This window comes from Streptomyces sp. HD (assembly GCF_028369295.1).
Taxonomy (GTDB): domain Bacteria; phylum Actinomycetota; class Actinomycetes; order Streptomycetales; family Streptomycetaceae; genus Streptomyces.
In genome coordinates this window covers 53,812-79,652 of sequence record NZ_JAQMYP010000012.1, presented here as the reverse complement: position 1 = coordinate 79,652, position 25,841 = coordinate 53,812, and the positions used below count along the sequence as shown (strand labels likewise).

The following is a 25,841-nucleotide window of genomic DNA, read 5'->3' as shown; positions in this document are numbered from 1 at the left end:
GACAGGGGGTTCAGGATTTTTCCGCGGCGGGTGTCTCGGGCTGTTCGGGCCGCTCCGGCCGCCCGTGCTTCTCCTCGTGCTCGGCGCCTTCCTCGGCGTACGCCTCGCAGTCGGGGTTCCTGCACGGGCCGCCCACCCAGGTGGGGACCCACGCGCCCAGCGTCTTGTGGCGCTTGACGACCGTGTCGACGGGCTGTCCGCAGTCGGGACAGACATGCTCTTGGCTGCCCATGCCCTCAGAGTAGGGCGGGAGACCGCTCAGCGCTTCCTGCTGTACGTACGAACCACGACGCCGTTGCCGAACGTCCGCACCCCGTCGAAGGTGAACTCCGTGACGGCGAGGCCCGAGCCGAACATCGGCATGCCCGTGCCGTACACGATGGGGTAGGTCTTGATGACGAGCTCGTCGATCTCGTCGATCAGTTCACCCGCGATCTGCGAGCCGCCGCACAGGTAGATGCCCAAGTCGCCGTCCTCGGCCTTGAGTTCGCGCACCTTGGCGACCAGGTCGTCGCCGACGATCTCGACGTTCGGATCGGGCGACTCGGTCAGGCTGCGCGAGGCGACGTACTCGCGCAGATGGGCGTAGGGGCTGGTGATGCCCTCCTTCAGGGCCAGATCGTAGCTGCGCCGGCCCTGGATGATCGTGTCGAATCCCTTGTTCTCCAGACCTTCGAGGCCCAGTGCCCGACGGCCGTGGGTCGGCAGGGTCTCCGGGTATTCGCCCTTGAGGAAGGCGAGGTACTCCTCGTCGATGAAGGCGAGCATCGCCGACGCGTCTCCGCTCGGGTCCCCGATGAACCCGTCGATCGAGCAGGCGATGAAGTACGTGAGCTTTCGCAAGCCGGTCTCTCTTTCGCAGGATGGTCAACCACTTCGTCTGTAGTGCTTTAGTTGTACTACTTCGCCTGTAGTGGTTGCAAGGGCGTTTCGGTACCGGGCGGAAGTAAGAGATGGCATTCCGAATGGCGGGCAGTCCCGAGCGTCGTGCCGCGTCATGCCACGCCGGGCCGCACCGGTCGACTCGGGCGGCGAGGGGGGGGCTCAGCCGCGCGGCTCGCGCCACATCGGCCACATCCGGGGGCCGTCCGGGAGGTCGAGGGGACGGTCCTTGAGCTCGAAGCCGAGGCGTTCGTACAGCTTCCGGCTGCGGGCGTTGCTCGCCTCCAGATAGGCGGGCAGGCCGTCCTGGTCGCAGCGGTCGAGGACCGAGGCGATGAGCGCGGTGCCGAGGCCCCGGCCCTGGTGTCCGGGATCGACGGCGATCATCCACAGGTATTCGTGCGCGCGGCCGGAGGGGTGGATGCCGGAGGTCAGCCGGGCGATCTGCTCCACCCGCTCGTTGTCCGGGTCGACCTCGGCACGCAGCCGGGCGGGGTCCTCGTCGTCGGCGTGTCCGTGATCGGGTCCGTGCTCCTGCGCGGGTACGGACAGCCACAGCGCACAGGCCGTGCCGTCCTCGGTGAGGTCGATGCGGCCGTCGGCCAGCACGATGTCGGTGAAGGCGGCCATGAGCGCGGGGTGCCGGGTACGGCGGTGCTCCTCACCCGGGAACACCCAGCCGCTCACCGGATCGTCCTGGAACGCCGCGTCCAGCAGCCCGATCACCAGCTCCCGGTCCGCTTCCCCCGCCGTCCGGATCGCCACGCCCATGTGTACCCGCCCCTTCACGTCAACCGCCCTTGATCGTAGGGGGATTGGGGCGTACCCGCCTTCCACGGAAGGAGTTTGTCGAGATCTGGCCGGTACGCAGGGACGGGCCCCGCACACCGTGGGGATGTGCGGGACCCGCCATTCCGGAGCCCGTCGGCTGCCGTACGGGGTCAGGAACCGTACGGCCCCGTGGCTCCGGGGTCCTGAGCAGTGCCGTCGGCTGCCGCCGCGGCCGGGCCCTCAGTTGCTGCGTCGTGTCACGAACTCGGCAAGGGCCAGGAGTCCGCCCGCCTCCTCCGGGTCGGGGACCGCGCGGGCCAGTTCCTGCATGGCGCGGGCCATCCGGTCGGCGGCCTGGGCCTGCGCCCAGTCGCGTCCGCCCGCTCGCTCGACGGCGAGCGCGATCCGGGCGACGCTCTCCTCGTCCTCCTTGTCGCACGGCACGTCGTACAGCGCGGCCAGTTCCGCCGCCGCCGGAGAACCGGAGGTCAGCGCCGCGACGACCGGGAGGGACTTCTTGCGGGCGGCGAGATCCGCGCCGGCCGGCTTGCCGGTGTGGCTCGGGTCGCCCCATATACCGATCACGTCGTCGATGAGCTGGAAGGCGAGCCCCGCCTCGCGGCCGAACGCGTCCAGCGCCGCCACGTCCTCCTCGGCCGCCCCCGCGTACAGCGCGCCGAGCGCGCAGGCGCACCCCAGCAGCGCGCCCGTCTTGGCCTCGGCCATGGCGAGCACCTCGTCGAGGCCGACCTCGGCGGGGCCCCGCTTCTCCATCGACGTGTCCGCGTGCTGACCGGCGCACAGTTCGACGACACAGTCCGCGATTCGCACGGCGGCCGCGGTGGACGCCGGGTGCGGGTCCTCGGCGAGCAGCCGCAGGGCCAGCGCCTGGAGGGCGTCCCCGGCGAGGACGGCGTCGGCGTCACCGAACACGGTCCATGCGGTGGGCCGGTGCCGACGGGTGGTGTCCCGGTCCATCACGTCGTCGTGCAACAGCGTGAAGTTGTGCACCAGTTCCACCGCCACGGCCGCCGGTACGGCGGCCGCCCGCGCCCCCGGTCCGCCGAGTGCGGCGGCCGCCGTGAGGACGAGGGCGGGACGGATCGCCTTGCCCGCGCCACCCGCCGCCGGGGTGCCGTCCGCGTGCTCCCAGCCGAAGTGATAGCGCACCACCCGGCGCATGGAGTCCGGCAACGTCTCGACGGCGGCGCGCAGTTCGGGGTCGGCCAGGGCCCGGGCGCGCTCCAGGATGACCGCTGCCTCGGGACCGTCGAGCGGGCCGGTCGTGCTGGAACGCCGCGTCGTTCGCGTCGTCGACTCGGCCATGGGTTCCCTCTCGGAGAGTCCGCGGGCGGTGGCATTCCCGCTGCGGCTGGGCGCGTACGACGAGGATGTACCCGCCCTGCCCCGCGCGGACACGGCCCCCAGGTGCGGAAACGTCACCTCCAGCGCCCGATCTCGACGTTCTCCAGTACGCCGAGGGCGTCCGGCACCAGAACCGCGGCCGAGTAGTAGGCCGTCACGAGGTACTTGATGATGGCCTGTTCGTTGATGCCCATGAACCGGCAGGACAGGCTCGGCTCGATCTCGTCCGGGATGCCCGCCTGCTGCAGGCCGATGACGCCCTGCTCGGCCTCGCCCGTACGCATGGCGATGATCGAGGTCGTACGGGCCTCGGTCACCGGGATCTTGTTGCACGGGTAGATGGGGACGCCGCGCCAGGTGGGGATGCGGTTGCCGGCGATCTCGATCGTCTCGGGCACGAGTCCGCGCTTGTTGAGCTCACGGCCGAACGCGGAGATCGCGCGCGGGTGCGCGAGGAACAGCTTGGTGCCGCGGCGCCGGCAGAGCAGCTCGTCCATGTCGTCGGGGCTGGGCACACCGTCGTGCGGCTGGAGCCGCTGGTCGTACTCACAGTTGTTGAGCAGCCCGAACTCGCGGTTGTTGATGAGCTCGTGCTCCTGGCGCTCCTTCAGCGCCTCCACGGTCAGCCGGAGCTGCTGCTCGGTCTGGTTCATCGGCTGGTTGTAGAGATCGGCCACGCGCGTGTGGATGCGCAGCACGGTCTGGGCGACGCTCAGTTCGTACTCACGGGGCCTGGCCTCGTAGTCGACGAAGGTGTGCGGGATGTCGGGTTCGCCGCTGTGGCCGGCGGCGAGGTCGATCTCCTTCTCGCCGTACTTGTTGGTGCGCTGGTTCGGGATCGACCGCAGCTGTTCGATGTGCCCGCGCAGCGAGTCGGCGCGCTCCGCGACCTGCTCGACGTCCTGGCGGGGCAGGACGAGCACGGTGCAGGCGGTGACCGCGCGGACCGTGTACTCCCAGATGGCGTCGCCGTCCAGCAGCGCCTGCTCGCCGAGGTAGGCGCCGTCGGCGAGGACACCGAGGGACTCGTCCTCGCCGTAGGGGCCGGTGCCGACCTTCTCCACCCTGCCGTGCGCCAGCAGGAACACCTCGTCGGTCTGGCTGCCGAACGACGCGATCACGGCCCCCGCCGCGAACTCGCGCTGCTGACAGCGCTGGGCGAGCTCCGCCAGCACGTCCTCGTCCTCGTACGACCGCAGGGCGGGCAGTTCGGTCAGCTCGGCCGGAATGACCTCGACACGGTCGCCGGTCTTCACGAACGTGATGCGTCCGTCCCCCACGGCGTAGGTCAGACGCCGGTTGACGCGGTACGTGCCGCCCTGGACGTTCACCCATGGCAGCGTGCGCAGCAGCCAGCGGGAGCTGATCTCCTGCATCTGGGGTGCGGACTTGGTCGTGGTGGCCAGGTTCCGCGCGGCCGCAGTGCCGAGACTCTGCTGCGGCGTGCCCTGCTCCGTGCGGACCTCTTCGCCTACCGACATAAGGAATTGCCCTCCCGGTCATGCCCCGGCGCCGATCTGGCACCGCGCATCGCGATCTGCACGACCGAGCCTTCCATCACGGGGTGTGTCTGTGCTATTACCCGAAAGAGCGGGAATGGATCACCGGCTGGTGGGCAAATAGGGGCCGCTTGTCCATCTGTCCGCCGCTCTCACGGGCCCTGGCCGAAACAAGTCCCACGCTGTACCGCTTGAGGAGTCCCGTCCGCCCGTTCTCGGTAAAGCACCTGTACGGGGCGGCTGCGCTCGGCGGCCGACGCAGGTGTGTGAAGGAGGCGGTCATGGCCTCACCCATGTCCGCGAGCAAGTTCCTGGAGAGACTCAAGGCGGAAGGTGTCACGGTCGTCGAGGTCGGCGACTGGGAGCACCACAACCGCAATCATGTGGGGCCCTGGGGTCCCGTGCACGGCGTGATGATCCACCACACGGTGACCAAGGGCAGCGAGCACACGGTGCAACTCTGCCGTGACGGCTACGCGGGGCTGCCGGGTCCGCTGTGTCACGTCGTCATCACCAAGGACGGCAGGGTCCACCTGGTCGGCTACGGCCGCGCCAACCACGCAGGTCTCGGCGACGACGACGTCCTGCGCGCGGTCATCGCGGAGACGGCGCTGCCGCCCGACAACGAGGCCAACACCGACGGCAACCGGCACTTCTACGGCTTCGAGTGCGAGAACCTGGGCGACGGGGAGGACCCTTGGCCGGAGGTCCAACTGGAGGCGATCGAACGGGTCTCGGCCGCCATCTGCCGCCATCACGGGTGGACGGAACGGTCGGTGATCGGGCATCTGGAGTGGCAGCCGGGGAAGGTGGACCCGCGGGGGTTCACCATGGCGTGGATGCGGGGGCGGATCGGCGACCGGTTGGGGTAGGGCGGGGAGGCGGGGAGGCCCCGCCTCCCCACGCCGGGCGACAATGGCATGGTGACCAGCCCTGATGCCGTACCCGATCTCGCCGAGTTGCGTCCGCGGCTTCCCTCGCCGTTGCAGGAGGTCATGGACGAGCGGTTCTCTCGGTGTGGTGTTCGGCTGCTGCTGAAGCGGGACGATCTGATCCACCCGGAGCTGATCGGCAACAAGTGGCGCAAGCTCGCGCCGAATCTGGTCGCCGCCGCCGGCCGTACGGTCGTCACCTTCGGCGGTGCCTACTCCAACCACCTGCGGGCCACCGCGGCGGCGGGACAGCTGCTCGGGCTGCCCACGGTGGGTGTGGTGCGCGGGCAGGAGCTCGCCGACCGGGCGCTCAATCCGTCGCTGGCCCGGTGTGTGGCCGACGGTATGCGGCTGCACTTCGTCGACAGGTCGACGTACCGCCGCAAGACCGAGCCTCGGACGCTGGCGGCCGTACTGCGCGCGGCCGGCGCGGAGGAGGCGTACGTCGTTCCGGAGGGCGGCAGCAATGCCCTTGCGGTACGGGGGTGCCGGGCGCTCGGGGAGGAGCTGCGGGGGCGGGCCGATGTGGTCGCGGTCGCCTGTGGGACGGGCGGCACGCTGGCCGGGCTCGCCGCCGGGCTCGGTCCTGGGCAGCGGGCGCTGGGGGTGCCGGTGCTCAAGGGCGGGTTCCTCGGTGGTGACGTACGGGCGTTGCAGGGCGAGGCGTTCGGGGGGCCAAGGGGTGAGTGGTGGCTCGACGAGCGGTTCCACTTCGGGGGGTACGCCCGCACGACTCCTGAGCTCGACGCCTTTGCCGAGGACTTCGAGGAGCGGCACGAAATGACGGTGGAGCGTCTCTATGTCGCCAAATTGCTGTATGGAGTCGTCAGCCTCGTCGAGGAAGGTGCCTTGCCGCGCGGGACCAAGGTTGCTGCCGTGGTCACCGGGGCCCCGTTCGCCGGGTGACCGCTCCTCACCCCGCCTCCCGGTAGGCCGCCGCCTCCTCCAGGTCCAGCCTGCGCAGCAGCGTCCGCAGCATCTCGTCGTCGATATAGCGACCGTCCCGCAGTTTCACGAACACCGCCCGTTCGGCGCCGATCACCTCGCGCGACAGCCGGCGGTAGGTGTCGTCGACGGACTCGCCGGTGATGGGGTTGGCCTGGCCGAGGCGTTCCCAGACGGAGTTGCGGCGGCGTTCCAGGACCGCTCGCAGCCGGGCGGCCAGGGGGTCGGGGAGGGCGTTGCGGTCGTCGGCGAGGAGTTCGTCGAGGCGTCGTTCGGCTACGCGGGAGGCCTGGGCCTGGGCGTTCGCCTCGGCGAGGGTCTCCGCTTGCGGGTCGCGGCCGGGCAGCCTCAGCACCCGGATCAGCGGTGGGAGTGTCACGCCCTGGACGACCAGGGTGCCGATGACCGTCGTGAAGGTCAGGAAGAGGATGAGGTTGCGCTCGGGGAACGGCTCGCCGCCGTTGACCGTCAGCGGGATCGAGAAGGCGATGGCCAGCGACACCACGCCTCGCATGCCGGCCCAGGAGATGATGAAGGGGCCCTTCCAGTTCAGGTCCCCCTCGCGTTCGCGGATCCGCGCGGACATCATGCGCGGCAGGAACGTCGCCGGATAGACCCATACGAAGCGCGAGACGACGACCACCGCGAAGACCGCGATCGCGTACCAGGCGGCGCGGCCGCCCTCGTACTCGCCCAGGCCCTTGAGGACGACGGGCAATTGCAGTCCGATCAGCGCGAACACCGCCGACTCAAGGACGAACGCGACCATCCGCCACACCGCCTCCTCCTGGAGGCGGGTCGCGAAGTCGACCTCCCACGCGCGATGTCCCAGGTAGAGCGCGACCACCACGACCGCCAGCACTCCGGAGGCATGGACCTGCTCGGCGGCGGCGTACGCGACGAACGGGATCAGCAGGGAGAGCGTGTTCTGCAGCAGCGCCTCCTTGAGGTGCGTGCGCAGCCAGTGGATCGGCACCATCAGCACCAGTCCCACGCCGATGCCGCCGACCGCGGCGAGCAGGAACTCGCCGATGCCCCCGGCCCAGGTGGCGCCCTCGCCGACGGCCGCGGCGAGCGCCACGCGGTAGGCGGTGATCGCGGTGGCGTCGTTCACCAGGGACTCGCCCTGCAGGATCGTGGTGACCCGGGACGGCAGCCCCACCCGGCGCGCCACCGCCGTCGCCGCGACCGCGTCCGGCGGTGCCACCACCGCGCCCAGCACCAGCGCCGCGGTCAGCGGCAACCCCGGCACGACGAGATAGGCGATCCAGCCGACGGTGAAGGTCGCGAAGAGGACGTAGCCGACGGACAGCAGCATCACCGGACGCAGCTGAGCCCGCAGATCGAGATACGAGCTGTCCGTCGCCGCACTGTGCAGCAGCGGCGGCAGCACCAGCGGCAGGACGATGTGCGGGTCGAGGGTGTAGTCGGGGACACCCGGCAGGTACGAGACGACGAGCCCGGCCGCGACGAGCAGCAGCGGCGCCGGCACGGGGGTGCGACGCGCGGCCGCGGCCACGACGGCACTCCCCGCCACCAGCAACAGCAGCGGCATCACTTCCATACGCCTCGCCCACCCATCACCGCTCGCCCCGCCCTGCGCCGCCCCACCGGCGACCCGTTCATGGTCTACGCCCGCCGTCGTTCATGGTCGCCGGTGCCCGCCCTCGATTTTCCGCGCGGTCGCGCGCGTGGCCGTCGTAACCTGGCAATCATGAAACAGTGCACGCACGCCGACACGCTGCCGCACCCGGAACCCGGCCCGCTGAGCGAGACGTGTCCCGAGTGTCTGGCGGAGGGCTGGCACCCGGTGCAGCTGCGGCTGTGCCTCACCTGCGGTCACGTCGGCTGCTGCGACTCCTCGCCGGGGCGGCACGCCACCGACCACCACAAGCAGTCCGGGCACCCGGTCATGCGGACGTTCGAGCCCGGCGAGCGCTGGCGGTGGTGCTTCGTCGACCACGTACTGGTGTGACGGGGACGTACGCTGGACGACCGAGGATCCGGACGGTTCGACCGTCTGACGTCTGGGTACGTCAACCCGGCGCGTGCTCTTCCCAATTGGAGCCGCAGACCCCTAGACACGGAGCGTATCCACAGGTTTACTGTGAGTGACGGCAAGGGGTTGGGGTCCTGGGGACAGGAAAGTTCAGAGCGCGATAGCGTCACCGCTGAACCACCCATCGCGTTACCCGGGGGGCAACCCTCGGCCCCGAGAAGCTTGTACCACCATGGAGGTGAGGGTGTCCCAGATCGCAGGCGAGCCCGCGACCCAGGACTTCGTGGAAGTCCGGCTGCCGGCTGCGGGTGCCTACCTGTCGGTGCTGCGTACGGCGACTGCCGGCCTCGCGGCCCGTTTGGACTTCACCCTCGACGAGATCGAGGACCTGCGCATCGCGGTCGACGAGGCCTGCGCGATCCTGCTCCAGCAGGCCGTGCCCGGCTCGGTGCTCAGCTGTGTCTTCCGGCTCGTCGACGACTCGCTAGAGGTCACCGTCTCGGCCCCGACCACGGACGGCCACGCCCCCTCCAGGGACACCTTCGCCTGGACCGTCCTGTCCGCCCTCGCGGGCAAGGTCTCCTCCGCCGTGGACGAGGACAAAACCGTTTCGATCAGCCTCTACAAACAGCGCGGCGCGGGACCCGGGCCGGCGTGAGGAACGGGGACGGGCCGGTGCGGGACGAAGAGCGCGGCACACGGGAGCTGCCGGAAAGCACTCCCCCCTGCTCGGACGGAGCCGAGAGCCTGGGGGCGGGCCCGAGCGGCCCGAGCGGTTCCCGACGCATGGTCGACGGCATCGACGGCATCCCCGAGCAGGCCCGGCCGCACCCGGAGGACGACTCCGTGGAGGGCTTCCTGGCCGACGGACGGGATGACGAAGGTGCCGTGCAGGGCGCGCCTCTGGGCGGGCGGATCGGGGTCTCCCCAGTCCGAGTGGAGGCGAGGGCTCGGGAGAGGGCGACGGGCAGGACGATGAGCGAGCACGAGCGAAACGCAGAGGACGAGGCGATGGGCGCGCACAGCGCGCAGGCCACGCAGCACGCCCCTCAGGACCGCAGCGGGGCGCGCGCCATGTTCGTCGAACTGCGCAAGCTGAAGGACGGCAGCGCTGAGTACGCGGAGCTGCGCAACCGGCTGGTCCGGATGCACCTGCCGCTCGTGGAGCACCTCGCACGCCGCTTCCGCAACCGCGGCGAGCCGCTCGACGACCTCACGCAGGTCGCCACCATCGGCCTGATCAAGTCGGTCGACCGGTTCGACCCGGAGCGCGGCGTCGAGTTCTCGACGTACGCGACCCCGACGGTCGTCGGTGAGATCAAGCGGCACTTCCGCGACAAGGGCTGGGCGGTGCGTGTCCCGCGGCGCCTGCAGGAACTGCGGCTCGCTCTTACGACGGCCACCGCGGAGCTGTCCCAGCAGCACGGCCGCTCCCCCACCGTCCATGAACTCGCCGAGAAGCTGTCGATCTCGGAGGAGGAGGTCCTGGAGGGCCTGGAGTCGGCCAACGCGTACTCCACACTTTCCCTGGACGTCCCCGACACGGACGATGAGTCCCCCGCGGTCGCCGATACCCTCGGCGCGGAGGACGAGGCGCTGGAGGGCGTCGAGTACCGCGAGTCGCTCAAGCCGCTGCTGGAGGACCTCCCGCCGCGCGAGAAGCGGATCCTGCTGCTTCGCTTCTTCGGCAACATGACCCAGTCGCAGATCGCGCAAGAGGTCGGCATCTCCCAGATGCACGTCTCCCGGCTGCTGGCCCGCACACTGGCTCAGCTGCGGGAGAAGCTGCTGGTGGAGGAGTAGCGGCCGCCTCGGTGCAGCCGACTACTTCTGATCGGGCGCGCTGCCGGGCCCCCGGATCCCGAGGGCCTGGGTCGTCTCCGGGTTGATCAGGAGCACGAGCGTGGCGATCGCGGCCGCGGCGATCGCGATCCCCGCGGGAATCGCGATGCTGTCCGCCTGCAACAGGCTGTAGGCCACCGGCAGCGCCAGGATCTGAGTGATGACGGACGGCCCCCGGCTCCAGCTGCGCTGAGCCAACAGTCCGCGCGCGGCAAGCAGGGGCAGCAGGGCGAGGGCGACCAGCGTCACGCCGAGCGTGACGGCCTGCTGCCGGTCGTCCGGATCACCGGCGAGCCCCATCACCAGCACCCAGAGCCCCCCGACGGCGAGCCCCACCCCTTCCAGCGCGGTCAGCACGGCCGCATACGTCAGCCGCCGCGGACGCGGACCGGCGGTTTCCGGGGTGGTGGGGCTCTGCTCCTGGGTCACCCCTGAAGGGTAGCCCTCCGGGATGTGGCCCTCGTCGGCCGAGGCGGGGTGCGGGAGCGGCGCCCCCCGCCAAGCCCGCGACACCCCGTGTCGAGACTCACGCCTCATCTCTTACTTGATCCCTACCTCGGCCTGTGCCCGGTACCCCCCAGTAGGTACGCTGCAACTCATGCGTGCACTTCTCGTGGTCAATCCGGCAGCAACCACCACAAGCGCACGTACGCGCGATGTCCTGATCCACGCGCTCGCCAGCGAGATGAAGCTGGAGGCCGTCACCACCGAGTACCGCGGCCATGCGCGCGACCTCGGCCGGCAGGCGGCGGAGAGCGACGACATCGACCTGGTCGTGGCCCTCGGCGGCGACGGCACTGTGAACGAGGTCGTCAACGGCCTGCTGCACGCGGGCCCCGACCCGGAGCATCTCCCCGGACTGGCCGTGGTTCCCGGCGGCTCCACCAATGTCTTCGCCCGCGCACTGGGCCTGCCGAACGACCCCGTGGAGGCGACCGGCGCCCTCCTGGACGCCCTGCGCGACCGCAGCGAACGCACGGTCGGGCTCGGCCTGACCTCCGGCACCCCGGGCACCGACGACGAGGCGGTCCCGGACCGCTGGTTCCTCTTCAACGCGGGGCTCGGATTCGACGCGGGTGTGGTGGGCCGTGTGGAGCAGCAGCGCGAACGCGGCCGGAAATCCACACACGCCCTCTACCTCCGCCAGGCCGCGCGCCAGTTTCTGGGCGAGCCCAACCGCCGGCACGGCACGATCACCCTGGAGCGGCCGGACGCCGACCCGGTGACCGATTTGGTGCTGTCCATAGTCTGCAACACCGCCCCATGGACGTATCTGGGCAATCGTCCGGTGTACGCGGCGCCTAAGGCTTCGTTCGATACCGGGCTCGACGTACTCGGTCTCAGCCGCATGTCCACGGTCGCGGTTGCCCGGTATGCGACCCAGTTGCTCACTTCGTCCCCCGAGCGCGGGGCCCATGGCAAGCACGCGGTCACACTTCACGACCTGGACCAGTTCACCTTGCATTCGAAGGTCCCATTGCCCCTCCAGATGGACGGCGACCACCTCGGGCTGCGTACGAGCGTGACGTTCACAGGCGTACGCCGTGCACTGCGTGTGATTGTGTGAGCGGAACGGGCCAAAGTCCTTTCACTCGAACGTTTAGGCCAGGATCCACCCCATGGAAGTACGGCTGTGACCTAGTAGACACCGAGGAATCAAAAAAAACTTTCCGGAAGGGGTTGTATCCGTCGCTGAGGTTTGCGAGTCTCTACGTGGCGATCGGGACGGCCCGCAACACCGGCCTCCACGGATCACCGGAATCCCCCTTCAAATCACAGGACCCACGCCAGGGAACTGGCGGTAGGCCCTTCACTTGTTGAGGGATTCGTGAAAGCGTTCACATTCACAAGCAATCAGCACGTAATACCAAGGAGAGGTAGCAGCCATGGACTGGCGTCACAACGCCGTTTGCCGCGAAGAAGACCCCGAGCTCTTCTTCCCCATCGGCAACACCGGTCCTGCGCTGCTGCAGATCGAGGAAGCCAAGGCCGTCTGCCGTCGCTGCCCCGTTATGGATCAGTGTCTGCAGTGGGCGCTTGAGTCCGGCCAGGACTCCGGCGTCTGGGGTGGTCTCAGCGAGGACGAGCGCCGCGCCATGAAGCGCCGCGCCGCCCGCAACCGGGCCCGTCAGGCCTCCGCCTGACAACACCCGCCCCGCAAGCCTGAGCTTGGCGGCGCGTACAGCGAGTACGCATCTCCCGCCCCCGAGCCGCAGCGCGCAGTACCCCCGATGCGCAGCAAATGCTGGCAACGAGCATGTTGAGCCCCAGCCCCCTGAACGGGCTGGGGCTCTTTGCTGTCCGCAAGTCCTGGCCCACCTTGCTCGTGCGTCCTGCTCGTGCGTTCTGCTCGTGCGTTCTGCTTTGTGCGTCCTGCCTGTGCGCGGTTACTTGTGCGCCCGCACCGGGATGTCGAGGATCACCCGGGTCCCCCGCTCCGGTGCCGGGACCATGTCGAACGTGCCGCCCAACTCGCCCTCCACCAGGGTCCGTACGATCTGCAGGCCGAGGTTGCCGGCGGTGTGCGGGTCGAATCCCTCGGGCAGGCCCACGCCGTCGTCCTGGACGGTGACCAGGAGGCGGGCCTGCTTCGTCGTACCGCCACGGACCGCCGAGACCTCGACGGTGCCGGTGTCGCCCTCGCGGAAGCCGTGCTCCAGGGCGTTCTGGAGGACCTCGGTCAGGACCATCGACAGCGGGGTGGCGACCTCGGCGTCCAGGATGCCGAAGCGACCGGTGCGTCGGCCGTTGACCTTGCCGGGTGAGATCTCGGCGACCATCGCCAGCACCCGGTCGGCGATCTCGTCGAACTCCACGCGCTCGTCCAGATTCTGGGAGAGCGTCTCGTGCACGATCGCGATCGAGCCGACTCGCCGCACCGCCTCTTCGAGGGCCTCGCGGCCCCGCTCGGACTCGATGCGCCGGGCCTGGAGGCGGAGCAGCGCGGCCACCGTCTGGAGGTTGTTCTTCACCCGGTGGTGGATCTCCCGGATGGTCGCGTCCTTGGTGATCAACTCGCGTTCGCGACGGCGAAGTTCGGTGACGTCCCGGAGCAGGACCAGCGAACCGATGCGGGTGCCCTTGGGGCTGAGCGGGATCGAACGGAACTGGATGACCCCGTCGTTGGACTCGATCTCGAAGTTGCGGGGCGCCCAGCCGCTGGCGACCTTGGCCAGCGCCTCGTCCACCGGCCCGTGGGTCGGGGCGAGTTCGGCGGTGGTCTTGCCCAGGTGGTGGCCGACGAGGTCGGCGGCGAGGCCGAGGCGGTGGTAGGCGGACAGCGCGTTCGGGGAGGCGTACTGGACGGTGCCGTCGGCGTCCACGCGGATCAGGCCGTCACCGACGCGGGGCGAGGCGTCCATGTCGACCTGCTGGTTGGCGAACGGGAACGAGCCGGCCGCGATCATCTGCGCGAGGTCAGAGGCGCTCTGGAGGTACGTCAACTCCAGGCGGCTCGGGGTGCGGACGGTCAGCAGGTTGGTGTTGCGCGCGATGACTCCCAGGACGCGCCCGTCCCGTCGTACCGGAATCGACTCGACGCGGACCGGCACCTCCTCGCGCCACTCGGGGTCGCCCTCCCGGACGATGCGGCCCTCGTCGAGCGCGGCATCCAGCATCGGGCGGCGGCCGCGTGGGACCAGGTGGCCGACCATGTCGTCCTGGTACGAGGTCGGGCCGGTGTTGGGCCGCATCTGCGCCACGGAGACATAGCGGGTGCCGTCGCTCGTGGGGACCCACAGGACCAGGTCGGCGAAGGAGAGGTCGGAGAGCAGCTGCCACTCCGAGACCAGCAGGTGGAGCCACTCAAGGTCGGAGTCGTCGAGGGCCGTGTGCTGGCGTACGAGTTCGTTCATGGAGGGCACGTGGCCGAGCGTACCTGGCGGTACGGACATGACTCGAAACCAGCCACTTTGGAGGCGATCCGGCCGTGGAAACACCCGCGGGCCGCGGCGCCTGAGAGGGACCCTCAACCCTCCCGGCACCGCAGCCCGGAGCAATATCGGCCGTGGGGTGTGCGGTCCCGGTCGGCCGAGGGTGAGGAGCCGGGGCAGTCAGGGCAGAGAGCTCCGGTTCCTCGGTCCGCCTTCCTGTGCGGGGAAGACGGAAGTCGGTGCGTTCTTGTCCTACGCACTCCTACGCAATTGTGGACTAGACCACTCTGGTGTGTCCATGCGTTGGAGACTGTTTGCTGTTGGCGTTTCCACAAGGGCTCCGACCGTTCGGAGAACTAGTAGGACGCCCTCGCATACATCACGCAGCCTAACCCGTGTGGGTTCATGTGCGGGGCCAGATGGCCATGGCAATTTCCGCGAGTGCCTCCAGTTCCTCCCGGCTCGCCCCGTCGCGCGCCTGTTGTGACATGCCCTGGACGATCGCGCCGGCGTGCCGGGCGAGTGCGGGGGCATCGGCGTGGGGCGGGAGGGCCCCGGTGGCGATGTCCGCTTCGATACGGCTTCGGATCGCGGCGATGTTGGCGTTGCGCCGTGCTCTCAGCGCCTCCTCGACCTCGGGCGTCGAGCAGTTGGTCGCCGCGTGGACGACGAGACAGCCGTACGGATGGGCGGGGTCGGTGTACTCCACGGCGGCCTCGCGCAGTATCCGCGCCACGGCGGCGCGGGCGGTCGGCTCCTCGGCCAGGGCGCGATCACTGAAGGAGCCGTACCGCACCCCGTACTCGCGGACGACCTCGTCGAAGAGCGACCGCTTGTCACCGAACGCGGCGTACAGGCTCGGGGCGCCGATGTCCATGACGCGTGTGAGGTCGGAGACGGACGTCGCCTCGTAGCCGTGCTCCCAGAAGGCGAGGATCGCCTTCTCCAAGGCGGTCTCGCGGTCGAAGGAGCGGGGGCGGCCGCGGGGCTTGGTCGCCGGACGGGCCTTGGCCCCGGTCTGCTCACTCTCCTTGCTGCTCACCATGGAGTGCATTTTATAGCGAGCACTAGACAAACGTTCACGGTGTGCCCTACGGTCATTTCTGTATCGACCGCTAGGTAAATGTGAAGGGGGCGCCGGCATGGGTGCGCTTGCGGGCAGGACGGCTCTGGTCACGGGGGCGAGCAGGGGGATCGGGCGAGGGATCGCCGAGCGGCTGGGGCGCGACGGGGCGCGGGTCGGTGTGCACTACGGCAGGAACGAGGCGGCGGCTAAGGAGACGGTCACCGCGATCGAGGCGGCGGGCGGCTCGGCGTTCGCGATCGGCGTCGAGCTGGGGCTGCCGGGCGATGCGGAGGCGCTGTGGGAGGAGTTCGACCGCCACGCGGACGGCGTGGACGTCCTGGTCAACAACGCGGGTATCGGCACGTCGTCGCCCCTTGGCCAGATAGACGAGCAGGAGTACGACAGGGTCTTCGCGGTGAACGTGAAGGCACCCCACTTCATCGTCAAGCACGGCCTCGGCAGGCTGCGCGACGGCGGGCGGGTCGTCAACATCTCCTCGGGGCTGGCGCGCACCGCGGCAATGCCGGACAAGATGACGTACGCCATGACCAAGGGGGCGCTCGACGTCTTCACGCGTGACCTGTCCAAGGTGCTGGGCCCGCGCGGAATCACGGTGAACTCGGTGGCGCCGGGGATCATCGACACGGACAACACGGCCGGGTTCCTGCACGGCACCGAGGACGGATGGGCTCAGGCCGAGGCGTATTCGGCGCTGGGCCGGGTGGGGACACCGGCCGATGTGGCGGACGTGGTGGCGTTTCTGGCGTCGGACGCCGGAAGGTGGGTGACGGGGAGCTGGGTGGACGCGACGGGCGGCTCACTGACGTAGCGACCGCCCTCTGGATCCGCGGGGTCCAGCTTCAGCGGGTCTCCGTCACCTTCGCCAGAGCCCTGGGCGCGTCCGGGTCCTGCCCCCGGGCGATGGTGACCTCGTATGCCAGGAGTTGGAGCGGGAGGATCTCCAGGATCGGCTGGACCTCCTCGGCGACGCCCTCGGTGGGCAGGACGAAGCCGGCCGAGGCCTGTTCGACCTGGTGCCGGGGGCCGATGACGACCAGGTCGGCGCCGCGGCCGCGGAGTCGGTCGAGGACCGGCTGAAGGGCCTCGCCGCCCTTGCCGTCGGTGACGACCGCGATGACCGGGGAGACGTTGTCGACCATGGCGAGCGGGCCGTGCAGGAGGTCGGCGCCGGAGTAGGCGAGCGCCGGGATGTAGCTGGTCTCCATCATCTTCAGGGCGGCTTCCTTGGCCGTGGGGTAGCCGTAGCCGCGGGAGGTGATGACCATGCGCTCGGCGAAGCGGTAGCGGGCGGCGAGGGTGCGGACCTCGTCCTGCCGGGCGAGCAGCTTCGCGGCGAGGTCCGGGAGCAGCTGGGCGGGGGCGCCGTCGCCGCCGCGCAGACCTTCGACGAAGAGGTACAGGGCGAGAAGGGAGGCCGTATAGGTCTTGGTCGCGGGGAGGGCACGCTCGGGTCCGGCCATGATGTCGAGGTGGTACTCGGAGACGCCGGCCAGCGGTGAGTCGGGGTTGTTGGTCACGGCGAGCGTGATCGCGCCGGCCTGGCGGGCGGCCCGGGTCGAGGCGACCAGGTCGGGTGAGCCGCCGGACTGGCTGACGGTGATGACGAGGACGTCGGTGAGGTCGGGGCGGGCACCGTAGGCCGTGGTGGTCGACATCGAGGTCAGGCCGCAGGGCAGGCCGAGGCGGATCTCCAGGAGGTACTTGGCGTAGAGCGCGGCGTTGTCGGAGGTGCCGCGGGCGGTGAGCAGGACGAAGCGGGGTGAGCGGGCGACGATCTCCTGGGCGACCGTGCGGATGGCGGGGGCGCCCTCGGACAGGATCCTGCGCAGCACGGCGGGCTGCTCGGCCATCTCGCGCGCCATGATGCGGCCGGGGCGGTCGTTGTGCGGGGCGTGGGGGTCGGGAGGGTACGGGGTCGCGGCGGCCATGGGGCCCCTTCCTGTTCCTGCTCTCGCGCTCGTCGTGGGCGGTAGGGCGGCTGTCGGTTCGCGGGGGCACCGTCGGGCGGTTGCTCGGACGGTCCGCATCGGGCGGCACTCGGGCGGACGCCTTCCGGTGGACGTCCTCGGTCGGTCCGGTTCGGGCGGGCCCTCGGGCAGATGCTTTCGGGTGGACGTCCTCGGTCGGGCCGTTCCGGCGGACGTTGCGGGCGGGTGGGTGCGCTCGGTAGGGCGGCTCGGGTGGACAGTTTCCATTCCACTCCCCCACGGGGAATGACGCCTTCCCGACGGGTTCCCGAAATGTCTGCGGGGCTTGCGTTCACCTGGGCCGGCGAGGGGCGCTCTGTTAGATTGGTCTAAACCACATGCCCCTCAGGATGTCTTTCGAGTCCCTCTTCAGATCGGCAGGCCCAGCGTGGAAGTTGTCATCGTTCCGGACGCCAAGGCGGGTGGCGAGCTGATAGCCGAGGCCATGGCCCAGCTGCTCGGGCGGAAGCCCGACGCCGTGCTCGGCGTGGCCACCGGGTCGACGCCGCTGCCCATCTACGCGGCGCTGGCGGCCAAGGTGCGCTCCGGTGCCGTGGACACCTCGCGGGCGCGGATCGCTCAGCTCGACGAGTATGTGGGGCTGCCCGCCGAGCACCCGGAGTCGTACCGGTCGGTGCTGAGGCGGGAGGTGCTGGAGCCGCTCGGGATCGGGATGGACGCGTTCATGGGGCCCGACGGCACGGCTGAGGACGTGCAGGGGGCCTGCGAGGCGTATGACGCGGCGCTGGCCGGTGCCGGGGGCGTTGATCTGCAGTTGCTCGGGATCGGGACCGACGGGCACATCGGGTTCAACGAGCCCTGCTCGTCGCTGGCCTCGCGGACGCGGATCAAGACGCTGACCGAGCAGACGCGGGTCGACAACGCGCGGTTCTTCGACGGGGACATCGAGCAGGTGCCGCATCACGTGATCACGCAGGGGATCGGCACGATTCTGGAGGCGCGGCACCTGGTGCTGCTGGCCACCGGCGAGGGCAAGGCGGATGCGGTGGCGGCGACCGTAGAGGGGCCGGTCGCGGCCGTCTGCCCGGCGTCGGCGCTGCAACTGCACCCGCACGCCACGGTCGTGGTCGACGAGGCCGCCGCGTCGAAGCTGAAGCTGGCCGACTACTTCCGGCACACGTATGCCAACAAGCCGGAGTGGCAGGGGATTTAGGGGACGGCCACCTTCCTGAGTGGCGGTCGCCGGACTGCCGGGTCCCGGGGCGGGGGCACGGCGATCGGGTGCCTGGGATAGCGTCCCTCTCGCCTTTGGACGAGTGAGGGGGACGGCGTGCAGGTTCAGGTTCAGGTGCGTGGGCGGGGTGCCCGGCGGTGGGTCGCGTTCGGGATGATCGCGTTCGGTTCGGTGTTCCTGGTCATCGGGTTGGTCCTGGCCGGCATGTCGGTCTCGTTCCTGACGGATGCGAAGCGCGCCCCGGGCACGGTGGTGGAGCTGGAGTGGCGGAACGACGACAGCGGCACCTCCCGCAAGAGGAGGGACAACGACAAGCCCGTGGCGTACCCGGTGGTCGAGTTCGCGTCGGCGGACGGCACGAAGAGGACGTTCCGGAGCTCGACGGGTTCCAATCCGCCCTCGTACGAGGAGGGTGAGCGGGTCGAGGTGCTCTACCGGGCCGACTCCCCCGAGGACGCGCGGATCAACGGGTTCGCCTCGTTGTGGCTGCTGCCTCTGATCTTCGGTGGGATCGGGCTCGTGATCGCGGGTATCGGGACGGCCATTGCCGTGGTGGGGCGGCGGCGCTCCTGACGGAAGACTGCTGCGTCGCCGTCGCGGCAACGCAGCAGTGGGTTGAGCCCGTTCTAGAGAGCGGATGCATCTTCCTCGGTCGGCTCGTCCTGTGCGGTCAGGCCGGCCAACCAGGACGGCATCACGAAGTGGGCCACCAGGACGGCGGCGAGAGCGGAGACCGCGTAGTTGCGCAGGACGTCACCGCTCGTGCCGGCCATCACCAGCAGGCCGATCGCCGCCACGGCCAGCAGACCGGTCGTGATGCGGTGGGCGCGGGCGAGCACTCGGTTGCGCTCGGCCGACTGCCGCTCGTCCAAGGCGCGTTCGCGCAGTTCCAGCAGACCCCGGGTCGCCCTGTTGATCATCCCCTGCGCCACCATCCAGGGCAGCATCAGCGCCACCGCGACGACGGCCGCCCACACCGCTTCCGCCCGCGAGAAGAAGAAGTGCGCGAACAGCGTCACGATGGCCAGGGTGAGCGCGACATGCGCGGCGACGGCCAGCCGGCGCCGCCCCGCCGTGGCGTGCAGTGCATCCCGTCGGGGGTCGCGGTGGTTCATCAACCGCAGCATGCTCCGGTCGTAGCGCGTCAGTCGCGTCGTCGTCATGGCTGTTTCCTCCCGTAGACCTCGTCGGTGAGCGGGCGGAACGGTTCGAGGGAGAAGAGGGCCTCGACCGGCAGATCGAAGAACTTCGCGATCTTCAACGCCAGGTCGAGGCTCGGGTTGTACTGCCCCCGCTCGATATAGCCGATGGTCTGGTAGTGGGCTCCCACTGCCTCGGCCAGGCTCTGGCGCGACACCTTGCGTTCGGCACGCACCATCGCCAACCTGTTGTGCACCTGCTCGCTCATGTATAAGAAGTACTACATTCGAGAGCAGCGTTGCAACCAGTCGACAGCCGGGGTGGTGCCCTCACTCCCCCGCGGTGCCCCCCGCGATGACCTCCGCCGCCGCGCGCCCGCAGACCCTGGCCGCGCCGAAGGTGGCGATGTGCAGGGCGCCTCGGGGGGTCGCCTGGGGGACGCCCATCTCGACGATGATCGTGTCGGGGCGGGAGGTCAGGAGGGTGTCCAGGGCTGCGGCCATCCAGGGGTGGCGGTGTTCGTCGCGGACCACGGCCACCACACGCCGGTCGCCCGCCGCCTCCAGGGCCGCACGCCCCGCTTCCTCACCCGTACCCGAGTAGCTGCCCGTCTCCGTGCCGGTGAGCAGTCGGGCCAGCTCCGCCGCCACGCCCCAGGGGGTCTCGTCGCCGACCGCGATGTTCGCGACCGGAGTGAAGGCGGCGACGTACGGCGGTTCGGTTAGGGGGGTGAAGGGCGACGAGGCGGTCAGCCTCAGGGCTCGGCGCGCGGCGACAAGGCCGATGTCCGCCCGCCCCTCGCCGTCAGCCCCGACACCGGTCCCCACGCCGGTCCCCACGCCGGTCCCGGCCCGAGCCCCGACGCCGTTGCCGGCCCCGAGCCGGGCCCTGGCCCTCGCCCCGGCGGTCTCCCCGCCGGCCTCCCCTCCGGAGGCGGTCGCCGTCCAGTGTGCCAACTCCCGCACTCGTTCAGCCGCCTCGGCCAAGCGGGACTCGGCCAGCTCCCCAGAGCGGACCGCCCCCACCAGCGCGTCCCGCAGCCGCCGTACCGTCTCGTCGTCCGCGAGTCCGCCGCCCACGCAGATCGCGTCGGCGCCGGCCGCGATGGCGAGGACGCTGCCGCGTTCGATGCCGTAGGTGGCGGCGATGGCCTGCATCTCCATGCCGTCGGTGACGATCAGGCCGGTGTAGCCGAGTTCGCCGCGCAGGAGGTCGGCCAGGACGGAGCGGGAGAGGGTTGCCGGGTGGTCGGGGTCGAGGACGGGGACGAGGATGTGCGCGCTCATCACTGCTCGCGTACCGGCGGCGATCGCCGCGCGGAACGGGGCGAGTTCGCGGTCGGCCAGTGTCGACGCGTCCGCGTCGATGCGGGGCATGGCGTGGTGGGAGTCGACCGCCGTGTCGCCGTGGCCCGGGAAGTGCTTCGTGCAGGCCGCGACGCCTGCCGACTGGAGGCCCGTGACGTAGGCGGCCGTGTGGCGGGCCACCAGAGCGGTGTCGGCGCCGAAGGAGCGTACTCCGATCACCGGGTTCGCGGGGTTGGAGTTCACGTCCGCCGACGGGGCCCAGTTGAGGTTCACCCCGCAGGCGGCGAGGCGGCGCCCGAGTTCGGCGGCGACCTCACGGGTCAGCTCCACGTCGTCCACCGCGCCGAGGGCGTGGTTGCCGGGGAAGCTGGAGCCGGTCCGCACCTCCAGCCGCGTCACATCACCCCCCTCCTCGTCGATCGCGACCAGCACGTCGTCACGCTCGGCGCGCAACTGAGCCGTCAGCGCGGCCAGTTGTTCGGGCGAGGCGATGTTGCGGCCGAACAGGCCGACGGAGGCGAGGCCCTCGCCGAGCCGGCGCAGCAGCCAGTCGGGGGCGGTGGTGCCGGTGAAGCCGGGCTGGAGGACCGTCAGCGCGTCGCGCGTGAGAGTGTCCGTACCGCTGGCGAATGTCGTCATCGGGTGGCGTTATCCCTTCACGGCGCCGGCCGTCAGGCCGCTGACAGCCCTGCGTTGCAGGAAGACGAAGAGGATCAGGATCGGAATGGCGAAGAGGGAGGACGCCGCCATCGTCGCGCCCCAGTCGTTGCCGAAGGCGGTCTGGAAGCTGGACAGCCACAGTGGCAGGGTCTGCGCCTCCGCCTCCTTGTTCAGCACCAGGACCAGCGGGAATTCATTCCATGCGGTGATGAAGCCGAACAGGGACGTGGACATCAGGCCCGGCGCGAGCAGCGGCAGGATGACCTTGCGGAAGGCCTGGGCGCGGGTGCAGCCGTCGACCATCGCGGCCTCCTCCAGCTCCCGGGGCACCGCGGCGACGAAGCCGCGCAGGGTCAGGATGGTGAAGGGCAGGATCATCATCATGTAGAAGACCGTCAGCGGCAGGAGGCTGTTCAGCAGCGACGCGTCCCGCACGATCATGTACATCGCGATGATCATGACCTCCCAGGGTGCCATCTGGGCGAGCATGAAGCCGATGATGAAGCCCCGCCGCCCCTTGAACCGCATCCGGGCCAGGGCGAAGGAACCCGCGAGGGCGACGACCAGGGCGAGGCCGACGGCGCACAGCGTGACGATCAGCGAGTTGGAGACGTACGTCCAGAAGTGGTCGACGCCGGTCGCCTTCTCGAAGTGCTCGAAGGTGACGTCGGTCGGGAACCAGACCGGGTCCTCCGAGATGATGTCGCCGGTCGGCTTGAAGGCCGTGGAGAACATCCAGTACACGGGGAAGACGAAGCCGATGAACAGGACGACGGCCGTGACATTGGGCCACAGGCGGCCGAAGAGCGAGCGCTTCACCGCTAGACCTCCTCTTCCTCTTGCTTGAGCACGATCCTGAGGTAGTAGGCGGTCAGACCGAGCAGGATCAGGATGGTCAGAACGGCGATCGCGGCACCCATGCCGTAGTGCTGGTTGCCGACGCCCTCGATGTAGGCGTAGACGGGCAGGATCTCGGTGAGCCGGTCGGGGCCGCCGCCGTTGATGGTGAAGACCTGCACGAACGCCTTGAAGACCCAGATGATCTCCAGGAAGGTCGTGGCGTAGAGGAAGGGCCGCAGGAACGGCAGTGTCACCGTGGTGAAGCTCTTCCACGCGCCGGCCCCGTCCAGCGAGGCGGCTTCGTACAGCTCGTCGGGGATGGTGGTCGTGGCCGCGTACAGGTTGATCGCGACGAACGGGATGGACATCCAGACGATCAGGAGCGTGACCACGAAGAACGTGGACATCTGGCTGCTGGTCCAGCTGTAGTCGGCCATCGAGTGCCAGCCCAGCTTGTCCAGGACCCAGTTGACGACGCCGAAGCGCTGCGCGAACAGCCACTGGTAGACGGTGCTCGCGGCGACCACGGGCATCGCCCAGGCCAGCACGAGCCCGACCAGCAGCATGACCCGCATCCGCCGGCCCAGGCGGGCGAGCAGCAGGCCGATCAGGGCGCCCAGGACCATGATGAGGGCGACGTTGACCGCCGTGAACAGGATCGAGCGCAGGGTGACGCGCCAGAAGTCCTCACCGGTGAGGACCTCCTTGTAGTTGTCGATGCCGTTCCACTCGGTGACGTGCTGGATCAGCTGCGCCATGTTGAGGTTCTGGAACGACAGCAGGACGTCCTTCAGCAGCGGCCAGCCGAGCAGCAGCACGGTGGCCGCGCAGGCCGGCAGCAGCAGGAGGTACGGGGTGAGGGCGCCCACGCGGGACGCGGCTCGGGGGCCTGGTCCGGCGGAGCCGCTGTGGGCCTTGTTCACCACGTCCACCGGACCGGAGGGCGGCCGTTCGGTCTGCACGGTCATGCTCGCGATCTCTCTTCTCGACCTACGTACGAGGACCCGCGTACGGTCGCCGGGGCGGGGGGCGTCACGCGCTTCCCCCGCCCCGGCGCGACCCGGTGCCGTTACTGCTGCTGGGCCAGACGCTTGTTGAACTCGTCCTCGACCTGCTTGGCCGCCTCGGCCGGCGACTTACCGTTCAGCACGGCGGTCATGTACGTCTTGACCGGGTTGGGCGCGTTCTCCACGGCGGCCCACTCCGGGATCAGCGGCGTGGTGCCACCGCCGGCGGCGGCCGGCGCGGCGGCCTCGGCGACGGCGTTGCCCTTGAGGTTGGTCTGCAGCGCCTCCTTGTTCGGGATGACGCCGTTGAGCTTGGCCAGCTCGCCCTCGTACTTGTCGGACAGGGCGATCTTCAGGAACTCCTTGGCCAGCTCCTGCTTCTTGCTGCCCGCGGCGACCGCGAGGTTGGAGCCGCCGAGGAAGACGCCCTCGGGCTTGTCGGCCGTGGCACCCGGGATGGTGAAGTAGCCGATCTCCTTCTCGATCTTCGGGTTGGCCTTGGTGGCGATGCCGGCTTCCCAGCCCATGCCGATGAAGGCACCGACGTTGCCCTTGCCGAAGACCTCGCCCTGCTGCGGGGTGGCCTCGTCCTTGTCCTTGGGCGCCTTGGAGAGCGCCTGGAACTTCTTGTACGTCTCCATGGCGGCGGCGACCTTCGGGTCGGCGAGGTTGGAGACGTACTTGTCGCCGTCCTTCTTCACCAGCTCGGCGCCCTCACCGATGGTCAGGCCGACGAAGTGGTACCAGTTCTGGCCGGGCAGGTAGATGGGCTCGGCGTCGGTCTTCTCGCCGATCTGCTTGAGGTCGGCGTAGAACTCGTCGCGGGTCTTGGGGGTGTCCTTGATGCCCGCCTCGGCCCAGATCTTCTTGTTGTAGAGGACGACGCGGTTGGCGAAGTACCAGGGGGCGGCGTACTGCTTGCCGTCATAGATGGAGGACTCGTTGAGGGACTCGGCCCAGTCGGCGCCGATCTGCGTCTTGAGGTCGGCGAGGTCTGCGAGGCCGCCGGTCTTGGCGTAGGCCGGGGTCTGGGTGTTGCCGATCTCGAAGACGTCCGGCGGGTTCTCCTCCGACAGGGCGGTGGTCAGCTTCTGCTGGATGCCGTTCCACTGCTGGACCTCGAACTTGACCTTCGCCTTGGTCTTCTGCTCGAACGCGGCCTGGACATCCTTCTGCCACTGGTCCGGGGAGGAGCCGTCCATCACCCACACCGTGAGCGTCTCGCCCGCGTAGCCGTCGGCGCCCGCCTTGCCGTCGCCGTCGCCGTTGTCGCCCCCGCACGCCGCCAGGGAGATCATCATGCCCGCGACACCGATCGCGGTTATCAGCTTGCGCTTCACGCCACCCTCCTCAGGGATGCCCACACCTCCCGCCCATGGGCCGGGACCTGGACCAATGGTGTAGACCAGTACCGGGAGCTTGGACCAGACCAAAAGCCCTGTCAAGGGTGTCGGAAACGGCTCTGACCAGCCGTTATGCGACCTACATATGAAGGAACCTTTAAGTAAGAAGCCAGCGAAAACAGCAGCGCCGGAGTACTCTCGTCCGCTAGACCACTTACCTCTGTGGACTAGACCAAAAGCGGGGGCGACGGTATATAGAAGGGATCACGACGTGACCCCGCATCCGGAGCCGGGAAGGCCAAGCATGAGCACCGACGTCAGCAGTGCCGAGAACGAGAACGGCGCCACTGTCCGTACCGCCCGCGTGCCCAAGTACTACCGCTTGAAGAAGCACCTCCTCGACATGACGGAGACACAGGCACCGGGCACCCCGGTCCCGCCCGAGCGCACCCTGGCCGCGGAGTTCGACACCTCGCGCACGACCGTGCGCCAGGCCCTTCAGGAGCTGGTCGTCGAGGGGCGTCTGGAGCGCATCCAGGGCAAGGGCACGTTCGTGGCCAAGCCGAAGGTGTCACAGGCACTCCAGCTCACCTCGTACACCGAGGACATGCGGGCCCAGGGCCTGGAGCCGACCTCGCAGCTCCTCGACATCGGCTACATCACCGCCGACGACCGCCTCGCCGACCTGCTCGACATCACCGCCGGCGGCCGGGTGCTGCGCATCGAGCGGCTGCGCATGGCGAACGGCGAGCCGATGGCCATCGAGACGACCCACCTCAGCGCGAAGCGCTTCCCGGCGCTGCGGCGCTCCCTGGCCAAATACACCTCCCTGTACACCGCGCTGGCCGAGGTCTACGACGTCCATCTCGCCGAGGCCGAGGAGACCATCGAGACCTCCCTGGCCACCCCACGCGAAGCCGGCCTCCTCGGCACCGACGTGGGCCTGCCCATGCTGATGCTCTCCCGCCACTCCCTGGACCGCGAGGGCCAGCCGGTGGAGTGGGTGCGGTCGGTGTACCGCGGGGACCGCTACAAGTTCGTGGCGCGGCTGAAGCGGCCGCAGGACTGAGACGCGGTGGCAGCCGGGGCGGCTGGGGGGTCCGGGGCCGCGCGGCGGTAGCCGCATATCCAATTCAGCCCCCCGGGACAACACAGCGTGGCACGGCTGAAGCGGCCGCAGGACTAGAG

The 25,841-nt window shown here is 69.6% G+C and carries 27 protein-coding genes; 11 read left to right on the top strand and 16 right to left on the bottom strand.

Features of this window, described 5'->3' with window-relative positions; all coding sequences use genetic code 11:
* Nucleotides 1-10 precede the first annotated feature (10 nt).
* From POF73_RS14350 to POF73_RS14330, 5 genes are all read right to left on the bottom strand, one after another.
* Nucleotides 11-232, bottom strand: a complete 222-nt coding sequence (locus POF73_RS14350) for a hypothetical protein (protein WP_272115124.1) — start codon at nucleotides 230-232, stop codon at nucleotides 11-13.
* A gap of 26 nt (nucleotides 233-258) precedes the next feature.
* On the bottom strand, nucleotides 259-843 hold the full coding sequence (locus tag POF73_RS14345) for a dihydrofolate reductase family protein (RefSeq protein ID WP_272115123.1): 585 nt from the start codon (nucleotides 841-843) through the stop codon (nucleotides 259-261).
* 201 nt (nucleotides 844-1,044) lie between these two features.
* Nucleotides 1,045-1,653: a GNAT family N-acetyltransferase gene (locus POF73_RS14340; protein ID WP_272115122.1), complete on the bottom strand. Its 609-nt coding sequence runs from the start codon at nucleotides 1,651-1,653 to the stop codon at nucleotides 1,045-1,047.
* Nucleotides 1,654-1,893: 240 nt separating this feature from the next.
* Nucleotides 1,894-2,979, bottom strand: a complete 1,086-nt coding sequence (locus tag POF73_RS14335; protein ID WP_272115121.1) for a family 2 encapsulin nanocompartment cargo protein polyprenyl transferase — start codon at nucleotides 2,977-2,979, stop codon at nucleotides 1,894-1,896.
* A 113-nt stretch (nucleotides 2,980-3,092) separates the two neighbouring features.
* Nucleotides 3,093-4,499, bottom strand: coding sequence for a family 2B encapsulin nanocompartment shell protein (locus tag POF73_RS14330; RefSeq protein WP_272115119.1), 1,407 nt, complete (start codon nucleotides 4,497-4,499; stop codon nucleotides 3,093-3,095).
* A gap of 299 nt (nucleotides 4,500-4,798) precedes the next feature.
* On the opposite strand from POF73_RS14330, the gene POF73_RS14325 reads away from it, so the two are divergent.
* Nucleotides 4,799-5,389 carry an N-acetylmuramoyl-L-alanine amidase gene (locus POF73_RS14325; RefSeq protein WP_272115117.1) on the top strand — a complete coding sequence of 197 codons (591 nt, stop codon included), beginning with the start codon at nucleotides 4,799-4,801 and terminating at the stop codon, nucleotides 5,387-5,389.
* 48 nt (nucleotides 5,390-5,437) lie between these two features.
* Nucleotides 5,438-6,355, top strand: a complete 918-nt coding sequence (locus tag POF73_RS14320; RefSeq protein ID WP_272115115.1) for a 1-aminocyclopropane-1-carboxylate deaminase/D-cysteine desulfhydrase — start codon at nucleotides 5,438-5,440, stop codon at nucleotides 6,353-6,355.
* 7 nt (nucleotides 6,356-6,362) lie between these two features.
* Here the strand turns inward: POF73_RS14320 and POF73_RS14315 are convergent, their stop codons facing one another.
* Entirely contained in the window at nucleotides 6,363-7,958 is a 1,596-nt protein-coding gene (locus POF73_RS14315; protein WP_272115114.1) for a Na+/H+ antiporter, read from the bottom strand.
* Nucleotides 7,959-8,108: 150 nt separating this feature from the next.
* Here POF73_RS14315 and POF73_RS14310 point away from each other — a divergent pair, with 150 nt between their 5' ends.
* From POF73_RS14310 to POF73_RS14300, 3 genes are all read left to right on the top strand, one after another.
* Nucleotides 8,109-8,369, top strand: coding sequence for a UBP-type zinc finger domain-containing protein (locus POF73_RS14310; RefSeq protein WP_272115113.1), 261 nt, complete (start codon nucleotides 8,109-8,111; stop codon nucleotides 8,367-8,369).
* A 268-nt stretch (nucleotides 8,370-8,637) separates the two neighbouring features.
* Nucleotides 8,638-9,051 (top strand): anti-sigma regulatory factor, encoded by a 414-nt coding sequence (locus POF73_RS14305; RefSeq protein WP_004925829.1) that lies wholly within the window; start codon nucleotides 8,638-8,640, stop codon nucleotides 9,049-9,051.
* A gap of 17 nt (nucleotides 9,052-9,068) precedes the next feature.
* Nucleotides 9,069-10,196: an RNA polymerase sigma factor SigF gene (locus tag POF73_RS14300; RefSeq protein WP_272115107.1), complete on the top strand. Its 1,128-nt coding sequence runs from the start codon at nucleotides 9,069-9,071 to the stop codon at nucleotides 10,194-10,196.
* Between the two features lie 21 nt (nucleotides 10,197-10,217).
* Here POF73_RS14300 and POF73_RS14295 read toward each other — a convergent pair whose 3' ends face one another.
* On the bottom strand, nucleotides 10,218-10,664 hold the full coding sequence (locus POF73_RS14295; RefSeq protein WP_272115106.1) for a hypothetical protein: 447 nt from the start codon (nucleotides 10,662-10,664) through the stop codon (nucleotides 10,218-10,220).
* A 169-nt stretch (nucleotides 10,665-10,833) separates the two neighbouring features.
* On the opposite strand from POF73_RS14295, the gene POF73_RS14290 reads away from it, so the two are divergent.
* Together POF73_RS14290 and POF73_RS14285 are read left to right on the top strand one after the other, a co-directional pair.
* Nucleotides 10,834-11,802: a diacylglycerol/lipid kinase family protein gene (locus tag POF73_RS14290; RefSeq protein ID WP_272115104.1), complete on the top strand. Its 969-nt coding sequence runs from the start codon at nucleotides 10,834-10,836 to the stop codon at nucleotides 11,800-11,802.
* 319 nt (nucleotides 11,803-12,121) lie between these two features.
* The gene (locus tag POF73_RS14285) at nucleotides 12,122-12,379 is read left to right on the top strand and encodes a WhiB family transcriptional regulator (RefSeq protein ID WP_006142322.1); all 258 of its coding nucleotides are present in this window, start codon (nucleotides 12,122-12,124) and stop codon (nucleotides 12,377-12,379) included.
* 243 nt (nucleotides 12,380-12,622) lie between these two features.
* Here the strand turns inward: POF73_RS14285 and POF73_RS14280 are convergent, their stop codons facing one another.
* Together POF73_RS14280 and POF73_RS14275 are read right to left on the bottom strand one after the other, a co-directional pair.
* The gene (locus POF73_RS14280) at nucleotides 12,623-14,089 is read right to left on the bottom strand and encodes a sensor histidine kinase (RefSeq protein ID WP_272115222.1); all 1,467 of its coding nucleotides are present in this window, start codon (nucleotides 14,087-14,089) and stop codon (nucleotides 12,623-12,625) included.
* A gap of 421 nt (nucleotides 14,090-14,510) precedes the next feature.
* On the bottom strand, nucleotides 14,511-15,152 hold the full coding sequence (locus tag POF73_RS14275) for a TetR/AcrR family transcriptional regulator (protein ID WP_272115101.1): 642 nt from the start codon (nucleotides 15,150-15,152) through the stop codon (nucleotides 14,511-14,513).
* A 97-nt stretch (nucleotides 15,153-15,249) separates the two neighbouring features.
* Here POF73_RS14275 and POF73_RS14270 point away from each other — a divergent pair, with 97 nt between their 5' ends.
* Nucleotides 15,250-16,002 carry an SDR family oxidoreductase gene (locus POF73_RS14270; RefSeq protein ID WP_272115100.1) on the top strand — a complete coding sequence of 251 codons (753 nt, stop codon included), beginning with the start codon at nucleotides 15,250-15,252 and terminating at the stop codon, nucleotides 16,000-16,002.
* A 31-nt stretch (nucleotides 16,003-16,033) separates the two neighbouring features.
* Here POF73_RS14270 and POF73_RS14265 read toward each other — a convergent pair whose 3' ends face one another.
* On the bottom strand, nucleotides 16,034-17,122 hold the full coding sequence (locus POF73_RS14265) for an SIS domain-containing protein (protein WP_272115099.1): 1,089 nt from the start codon (nucleotides 17,120-17,122) through the stop codon (nucleotides 16,034-16,036).
* A gap of 427 nt (nucleotides 17,123-17,549) precedes the next feature.
* Between POF73_RS14265 and nagB the strand changes: the two genes are divergently transcribed.
* Together nagB and POF73_RS14255 are read left to right on the top strand one after the other, a co-directional pair.
* Nucleotides 17,550-18,335 (top strand): glucosamine-6-phosphate deaminase, encoded by a 786-nt coding sequence (nagB, locus tag POF73_RS14260; RefSeq protein WP_272115098.1) that lies wholly within the window; start codon nucleotides 17,550-17,552, stop codon nucleotides 18,333-18,335.
* Between the two features lie 117 nt (nucleotides 18,336-18,452).
* Nucleotides 18,453-18,929 carry a DUF3592 domain-containing protein gene (locus POF73_RS14255; RefSeq protein ID WP_272115097.1) on the top strand — a complete coding sequence of 159 codons (477 nt, stop codon included), beginning with the start codon at nucleotides 18,453-18,455 and terminating at the stop codon, nucleotides 18,927-18,929.
* A gap of 53 nt (nucleotides 18,930-18,982) precedes the next feature.
* On the opposite strand, the gene POF73_RS14250 is transcribed toward POF73_RS14255, so the two are convergent.
* From POF73_RS14250 to POF73_RS14225, 6 genes are all read right to left on the bottom strand, one after another.
* Nucleotides 18,983-19,519, bottom strand: coding sequence for a hypothetical protein (locus POF73_RS14250; RefSeq protein WP_272115096.1), 537 nt, complete (start codon nucleotides 19,517-19,519; stop codon nucleotides 18,983-18,985).
* A complete protein-coding gene (locus POF73_RS14245; protein ID WP_030949243.1) occupies nucleotides 19,516-19,764 on the bottom strand; it encodes a helix-turn-helix transcriptional regulator in 249 nt (82 codons plus the stop codon). The genes POF73_RS14250 and POF73_RS14245 overlap by 4 nt, the downstream gene beginning before the upstream one ends.
* Before the next feature lie 61 nt (nucleotides 19,765-19,825).
* Nucleotides 19,826-21,442 (bottom strand): glycoside hydrolase family 3 protein, encoded by a 1,617-nt coding sequence (locus POF73_RS14240; RefSeq protein WP_272115094.1) that lies wholly within the window; start codon nucleotides 21,440-21,442, stop codon nucleotides 19,826-19,828.
* Between the two features lie 9 nt (nucleotides 21,443-21,451).
* Entirely contained in the window at nucleotides 21,452-22,282 is an 831-nt protein-coding gene (locus tag POF73_RS14235; RefSeq protein ID WP_272115093.1) for a carbohydrate ABC transporter permease, read from the bottom strand.
* A gap of 2 nt (nucleotides 22,283-22,284) precedes the next feature.
* On the bottom strand, nucleotides 22,285-23,271 hold the full coding sequence (locus POF73_RS14230; protein WP_272115091.1) for a carbohydrate ABC transporter permease: 987 nt from the start codon (nucleotides 23,269-23,271) through the stop codon (nucleotides 22,285-22,287).
* A gap of 101 nt (nucleotides 23,272-23,372) precedes the next feature.
* Nucleotides 23,373-24,650 (bottom strand): extracellular solute-binding protein, encoded by a 1,278-nt coding sequence (locus POF73_RS14225; RefSeq protein WP_272115089.1) that lies wholly within the window; start codon nucleotides 24,648-24,650, stop codon nucleotides 23,373-23,375.
* Nucleotides 24,651-24,957: 307 nt separating this feature from the next.
* Between POF73_RS14225 and POF73_RS14220 the strand changes: the two genes are divergently transcribed.
* Nucleotides 24,958-25,722 (top strand): GntR family transcriptional regulator, encoded by a 765-nt coding sequence (locus POF73_RS14220; protein WP_272115086.1) that lies wholly within the window; start codon nucleotides 24,958-24,960, stop codon nucleotides 25,720-25,722.
* Nucleotides 25,723-25,841 lie beyond the last annotated feature (119 nt).